Origin of the sequence: Pseudomonas sp. DrBHI1, from assembly GCF_002205115.1 — a bacterium.
GTDB classification, from domain to species: domain Bacteria; phylum Pseudomonadota; class Gammaproteobacteria; order Pseudomonadales; family Pseudomonadaceae; genus Aquipseudomonas; species Aquipseudomonas mosselii.
The window spans coordinates 1-6,202 of the sequence record NZ_NIBE01000003.1 but is presented as its reverse complement, the minus strand read 5'-3'; the positions used below and the strand labels follow the sequence as shown (position 1 = coordinate 6,202).

Here is a 6,202-nt window from a genome sequence, read left to right as displayed (position 1 = left end):
GGGCCAGGACAGCATGGCTGGCATGGACCACAGCAAGATGGCCGGGATGGGCCAGGACAGCATGGCTGGCATGGACCACAGCAAGATGGCTGGGATGGGTCAGGACAGCATGGCTGGCATGGACCACAGCAAGATGGCCGGGATGGACCAGGGCAGCATGGCTGGCATGGATCACAGCAAGATGGCTGGGATGGGCGGCGCCATGCAGGTTCACCCTGCGTCGGAGACCAATAATCCATTGGTCGACATGCAAACGATGTCGCCAACACCTAAGTTGAACGATCCAGGAATCGGACTGCGGAACAACGGGCGTCGTGTCCTTACCTACGCAGATCTGCGAAGCACGTTCGTTGATCCCGACGGCCGCGATCCAGGTAGAACAATCGAGCTTCATCTCACTGGTCACATGGAAAAATTCTCCTGGTCCTTTGACGGAATCAAATTTTCAGATGCCGAACCGCTGCGTCTCAAATATGGCGAGCGTCTTCGCATCACCTTGGTCAACGACACCATGATGACGCATCCAATTCACCTCCATGGCATGTGGAGTGATCTGGAAGACGAGAACGGTAATTTCATGGTTCGAAAACACACCATCGACATGCCGCCTGGCTCTAAACGAAGTTATCGCGTAACTGCGGATGCATTAGGTCGTTGGGCCTATCACTGCCACCTACTGCTCCACATGGAAATGGGCATGTTCCGAGAAGTCCGTGTGGACGAATGATCTGGAGATTTGAGATGAGCAAACCAATGAAACGTAGCGCCTTTTTCTTCTCTGCTGCCATGGTAGGACTTCTGGCTGTTTACGCCCCGTCCTCGTGGTCCGGTGAAAACCATGACCAACATTCCCAGAAGTCTGTAGATACACCTAATGCAGCGAAATCCAACGCAGGAGCAAAGACGGCGCAGGATAAGCAGTCCGGTAGCATGGACCATGGCTCCATGAAGGGCATGGATCACGGGTCCATGGAAGGTATGGACCACGGCTCGATGGAAGGTATGGATCACAGCAAAATGATGGAATCGCAGGGCGGCGATAAAGCTAAGGCAGGGAAAGATGACCAATAGGCTGGCACGACCATCGCTCTTGGCATTGGCTGTCTCCCTGAGCGCATTCGGGGGGACAACTGGTTTTGCGGCTGAAGAAATGGACCATTCGGCAATGGGGCATGGATCTATGCAAATGGACTCTGCCCCTTCTCCAAAACCGATGCCGGGTATGGACCACAGCCAGATGGGAGCGAGCAAGCAGGAGAAAAAACCTGCCCCTGCTGATCATAGCAAGATGGATCATAGCGCTATGCAGGGAAGCATGGGCACCATGGATCACAGCACGATGGGACATGGTCAACCTAAGGTGAAGCCTGCCCCTATGGATCACAGCAATATGGGTCATGGGAGCATGGAAGGGATGGGGCCCGGAACGATGGATCATTCAAAAATGAACCACGGCTCCGCTGATGCACCTACTGCCGCCAGTCGCACCCCCATTCCTGTCCTGACGGATGCGGACCGTAAAGCGGCTTTTCCCCCTTTGGGCGGTCATGAGGTTCACGACAGCGCCATCAACAGCTTCTTCTTGTTAGATCAGCTGGAGTATCAGGATGCTGACGAGGGTAGCACCTTGGCGTGGGATGCCTCTGGGTGGGTTGGTGGCGACATCAATCGTCTTTGGATTCGCTCCGAGGGCGAGCGAACAAATGGTGTAACCGAGGATGCCGAGCTGCAGCTCCTCTACGGCCGATCAATTGGTCCGTGGTGGGATGTCGTTGCAGGGGTACGCCAGGATTTCCAACCCGAATCTCCCCAGACGTGGGCAGCCTTTGGCATTCAGGGCATGGCTCTCTATGCGTTTGAAGCGGAAGCCACGGCGTTCATTGGTGAGAATGGCCAGACTGCCGCACGGTTGGAAGGCGACTACGACATCCTTTTAACCAATCGCCTGATCCTACAGCCCACCGCCGAAGCGAACTTCTATGGCAAAAATGACCCTGAGCGTGGTGTTGGTTCAGGTCTTGCCAATACCGAGGTGGGGCTACGACTTCGGTATGAAATTGTTCGCCAGTTTGCTCCCTACATAGGCGTCACCTGGAGCCGCTCTTACGGCAAAACTGCTGACCTGATTCGGGACGAAGGCGGGGAAGTGAGTGAAGCGCGTTTCGTTGCCGGCATTCGGATGTGGTTTTGAGAACCTGACATGAAAAAAACAATTACAACATTGGTCGCAGCAGGCGCCGTGGGTAGCGCGGCTGTATTGGGAGCCGCCTATTTTGGTCTGGTCAACGTGGGCGCTGATGACCCTCATTTCCCCGCTGTGCATGCTTTTCTCGCCATGGCGAGAGATCGCTCCATCGAAGTGCGTGCCAAGGATATCGAGGTACCGAATCTCAAAGATGAAACCCTGATTCGAACAGGCGCCGGAAACTACAATGCCATGTGCATTGGCTGTCACCTCGCTCCAGGCGTTGATAAGACCGAGCTCAGTCAAGCGCTTTACCCGTCTCCACCCGATCTCTCCAAGATCGGTGTTGGTGGGGACGCTGCCGCTGCATTCTGGACTATTAAACACGGCATCAAAGCCACAGGCATGCCTGCTTGGGGCAAGAGCATGGGTGATCAATACATCTGGGGGATCGTTGCTTTCTTAGATCAGCTCCCACAGATGAACGCTGAGCAATACAAGTCAATGGTAGCGACCAGCGGCGGCCACCAGCACGGCGGTGGGGAAAGTGATATGCACAATCATGAAGGCCAGCACGATAAAAGTGACGCTGATCACCACGGCGAGGCGGCCTCCGCGAAGGGCCATCATGATATGGGAGAGCCTGAAGCCCATCATGCGCAGCCTGCAGATGCCAAGCCTGAAGCCGATCACCACAACGAGCATGAAGTCACGGAAGCTGATAGTGACCATCACTCCAAACCGACCCCAAAGTCGCATACTCACAAAGATGGTAAGGAGCACACCCATGAGGGCTAGAAGGCGATTCCTTAGCTTGGCAGCACTCGCTGCTTTTCTCGTGCTTCCGCCAGTCAACGCGGCAGTGCCAACCACTATTGACGTGCACCGGGATGCAAACTGCGGGTGCTGTAAAAAGTGGATTGCTCACTTGGAGCAAAATGGCTTCAAGGTCATCGATCACGTTGAAGCCGATATGAGTGCTGTTAAGCAGAAGCTAGGGGTAGCGCCGCGCCTAGCTTCCTGTCACACCGCAGTGATAAACGGAAAGTTCGTTGAAGGCCATGTTCCGGCCGAACAGATTCGACAGCTTTCAGAGCGAAATGATTTGGTTGGGGTCGCCGTGCCTGGTATGCCTGCTGGTTCTCCAGGAATGGAGGGGGATGGCGTAAGTCATGCTTACCAGGTCATAGGCCTTACCATAGGTGGGGAAGATCGCGTGGTTGCAAATTATCCTGCCAAGTAAACCTACCAACCAATGAAAACGGCGCCTTCCTGGCGCCGTTTTCATTGGATATGTGAGCATCTGAACTCCTCAATTCTGGCCGCGGCAACCAATCCCGGATGTACGGTACTCGAGGATGTTGAGCTTTCCAGTTGAGTCTTCATAGTTCATCTGTGCTGGCATCACGTCGCAGCTACCCCGGTTCGAGGTCACGCTGATCACTTTGGCCACGTCGAGCTTCATCCCATACCGATAATGGGTGACCTCAGGTTCGTTTTTCCCGTTGGCGGCGGCGTACGCCCGCATTGCTTGCTCATTTGCCTGAATCATCTGGCCATGCAGGCGGTCTGAGCCCCCCTCAGCCAGTGCAACCGAGGAAGCAGTAAGAATCAGCAAGGCGGCAATACTTTTGAGAGCTTTCATGTTCATCACTCCGATCTGGTGTGATTGAATCTTAAGCGGGTTGACCTGTCGGCCAAATGATCGGGGGATTACATCTAAGTAAGCCTTCTTTGCACTAAATCGGGAAAACGACGGTTGATAGAGTAGCCATCTTCATCGACCGCGCTGTGGCTAAGGAAACAGCGTTGATGCCGACTCCGGTCCTTCCAGCCTGTCGATACGCTGCTTACAGGTTACGCCGATCAAGCACAGGTTGGGGGCTCTGCTATCAGACCGCTCGGAACTCTACCGTCAGATGGCAGACTTCGTGAACCGGCTTGATCCGTTCACGAATACTCTCCGCGCTGCCAGTGACTTCACCAAGAACGCTGACGATAGCGGCATGGGCTTGTGGTCCCACCCGCCAAACATGCAGATCCGTAATCGTGACATCCCCCGGTTTTTCAACCAGTTCGCGAATCTCATCGGCGACATGTACGTCTGTCTGATCCAGCAGTACTCCTGCAGTAACCTTCATCAAGGTCCAGGCCCAACGCGCAATAACGATGGCACCTACGATCCCCATAACCGGGTCCAGCCACGCCCAACCGAGATACCGGCCGGCGAGCAGTGCAGCAATCGCTAGCACCGAAGTGAGCGCGTCAGCGAGGACATGGATGTAGGCCGATTTCAGATTGTTATCGTGCCCGTGGTGAACATGGTCATGGTCGTGACTGTGGCCGTGACCCAGCAACAGTGCACTGACAACATTGACTATCAATCCGGCAATCGCGATTAGCGTAGCGGTACCGAACTGAACGTCTGTTGGTTGCAAGAGGCGCATGACAGATTCAATGCCAATTCCCAAGGCGACGATTCCGAGAATCAATGCAGAGGCAAAACCGCCCAAGTCCCCTACCTTTCCTGTACCGAAACTGTAGCGTTGGCTGGAAGCGTGCCGTTTTGCATATCCGTATGCGGCCGCCGCGATGCCCAATGCACCGGCATGAGTTGCCATGTGAAATCCATCGGCCAATAAAGCCATCGAGCCTGTGAGATAGCCTGCGGTGATCTCTCCAACCATCATCACAACGGTCAATGCCACGACCCAAAGCGTTCGCTTGGCGTTTTCATCATGTGCCGAGCCAAGAAACATATGGTCGTGTGTGTGGTTGATGCTGGTGCTGCTCATGTGCGTATACCCGGATCCGTTCACTTGGAGTAACGGCGAATGGCTTCAAGAAGCTCTTCGACGCCTTTGTTGCGCTCTTCTTCGCTCAGCGCCGGGTTAGCAACATGCTCCCGCGCGTGGTCTTCGATGATTTCCTCCATCAATCCGTTGATAGCTCCGCGAGTGGCGGCGACAAGATGCAACGTTTTGGCGCAATCGAGATCAGACTCCAGCGCCCGCTCAATGGCCTGGACTTGTCCGGCGATACGTTTAACGCGTTTGAGAAGATCGTCTTTGTTTGCCGCGATATGACTCATGGAGTACTCCTACCTGAATTATGCGCATAATAGGCATACCCCCTATACCTATGCAAGGCAGGGCGTTCTGCACGTTATGAAGCCCTTCGCTCGCTTCACCCACCGAAGGTGTAGTCTGTGAGGACGGGGCAGAGACCTCAGTCGACGCGGTGATCGGGTGCACGGGATTCAAGCCGGCGCTGGGGCACTTAGCGAGCCTCGGGGCAGTCACTGGGGACGGTCGCGTCGAAGTTACAGGTACACGTGCAGTGGATGCGCCTGGCCTATGGCTGGTGGGTTATGGAGAGTGGACAGGCTCTACATCCGCCACCTTGATCGGGATGACGCGCACAGCCAGGAGCACTGTCGCTGCGATCGAGCAGTTTCTGGTGAGAGCGGAGGCGTGAGTGCCTCCGCTCTCTCTGCGTGATCAGTGCGTCTGCTGCGACATTTCGCTATGTCTGGGCAACCCGATCGAGATGAGCGCGGCGGCCAATACGAAAATGCTGGAAACCCACAGGCAAGCCTGCAAACCATAGGCTTGGAACACCCAGCCCGACAGCAGCGTACCGACCAGCCGCCCCAGGGCGTTGGACATGTAGTAGAAGCCTACGTCCAGGGAGACGCCGTCTTCCTTGGCATAGCTGACGATCAGGTAGCTGTGCAGCGATGAGTTCACCGCGAACAGCACGCCGAACAGCATCAACCCACCGAGCAGAACCAACTGCGCCGACCAGCCCGCCGATAGGCCCACAGCAATAAGCGCAGGCAATCCGGCCAGTGCGATTGCCCAGATGAAGGCCACTCGGCCGTCCGGCACATGACCTCGTTTCTTGCCGGTGATGTGAGGAGCAAATGACTGGACGATGCCGTAGCCAATGATCCACGCGGCGAGGAAGCCGCCGACCAGCCAGAAGTCCCAGCCAAACGCGGTGCTCAGGTACACC

At 55.6% G+C, this 6,202-nt stretch carries 9 protein-coding genes; 5 read left to right on the top strand and 4 right to left on the bottom strand.

Features of this window, described 5'->3' with window-relative positions:
• The 5 genes from CC207_RS00320 to CC207_RS00300 all read left to right on the top strand — a co-directional run.
• On the top strand, positions 1-727 hold a 727-nt coding region (locus tag CC207_RS00320), incomplete at its 5' end, for a multicopper oxidase domain-containing protein (protein ID WP_158216125.1).
• A 14-nt stretch (positions 728-741) separates the two neighbouring features.
• Positions 742-1,071, top strand: coding sequence for a hypothetical protein (locus CC207_RS00315; protein WP_081941348.1), 330 nt, complete (start codon positions 742-744; stop codon positions 1,069-1,071).
• Positions 1,061-2,191 (top strand): copper resistance protein B, encoded by a 1,131-nt coding sequence (locus CC207_RS00310; RefSeq protein ID WP_088851394.1) that lies wholly within the window; start codon positions 1,061-1,063, stop codon positions 2,189-2,191. The genes CC207_RS00315 and CC207_RS00310 overlap by 11 nt, the downstream gene beginning before the upstream one ends.
• A gap of 9 nt (positions 2,192-2,200) precedes the next feature.
• A complete protein-coding gene (locus CC207_RS00305) occupies positions 2,201-2,983 on the top strand; it encodes a cytochrome c (protein ID WP_081941307.1) in 783 nt (260 codons plus the stop codon).
• Positions 2,973-3,428 (top strand): DUF411 domain-containing protein, encoded by a 456-nt coding sequence (locus CC207_RS00300; protein ID WP_088851393.1) that lies wholly within the window; start codon positions 2,973-2,975, stop codon positions 3,426-3,428. Before CC207_RS00305 ends, CC207_RS00300 begins: the two co-directional genes overlap by 11 nt.
• Before the next feature lie 69 nt (positions 3,429-3,497).
• Here CC207_RS00300 and CC207_RS00295 read toward each other — a convergent pair whose 3' ends face one another.
• From CC207_RS00295 to CC207_RS00275, 4 genes are all read right to left on the bottom strand, one after another.
• Complete coding sequence (locus CC207_RS00295; protein WP_031314395.1) at positions 3,498-3,830, bottom strand: DUF2790 domain-containing protein; 333 nt, start codon at positions 3,828-3,830, stop codon at positions 3,498-3,500.
• A gap of 247 nt (positions 3,831-4,077) precedes the next feature.
• Positions 4,078-4,980: a CDF family Co(II)/Ni(II) efflux transporter DmeF gene (gene dmeF, locus CC207_RS00290; protein ID WP_023628533.1), complete on the bottom strand. Its 903-nt coding sequence runs from the start codon at positions 4,978-4,980 to the stop codon at positions 4,078-4,080.
• Positions 4,981-5,000: 20 nt separating this feature from the next.
• Positions 5,001-5,276 carry a metal/formaldehyde-sensitive transcriptional repressor gene (locus tag CC207_RS00285; protein ID WP_023628532.1) on the bottom strand — a complete coding sequence of 92 codons (276 nt, stop codon included), beginning with the start codon at positions 5,274-5,276 and terminating at the stop codon, positions 5,001-5,003.
• A 409-nt stretch (positions 5,277-5,685) separates the two neighbouring features.
• On the bottom strand, positions 5,686-6,202 hold a 517-nt coding region (locus CC207_RS00275), incomplete at its 5' end, for an MFS transporter (protein WP_143496035.1).

Coding starts and splice junctions, on each gene's coding strand:
- CC207_RS00285 (WP_023628532.1), bottom strand. CDS start 5,276: ATGAGTCATATCGCGGCAAACAAAGACGATCTTCTCAAACGCGTTAAA.
- CC207_RS00315 (WP_081941348.1), top strand. CDS start 742: ATGAGCAAACCAATGAAACGTAGCGCCTTTTTCTTCTCTGCTGCCATG.
- CC207_RS00295 (WP_031314395.1), bottom strand. CDS start 3,830: ATGAAAGCTCTCAAAAGTATTGCCGCCTTGCTGATTCTTACTGCTTCC.
- CC207_RS00300 (WP_088851393.1), top strand. CDS start 2,973: ATGAGGGCTAGAAGGCGATTCCTTAGCTTGGCAGCACTCGCTGCTTTT.
- CC207_RS00310 (WP_088851394.1), top strand. CDS start 1,061: ATGACCAATAGGCTGGCACGACCATCGCTCTTGGCATTGGCTGTCTCC.
- dmeF (WP_023628533.1), bottom strand. CDS start 4,980: ATGAGCAGCACCAGCATCAACCACACACACGACCATATGTTTCTTGGC.
- CC207_RS00305 (WP_081941307.1), top strand. CDS start 2,201: ATGAAAAAAACAATTACAACATTGGTCGCAGCAGGCGCCGTGGGTAGC.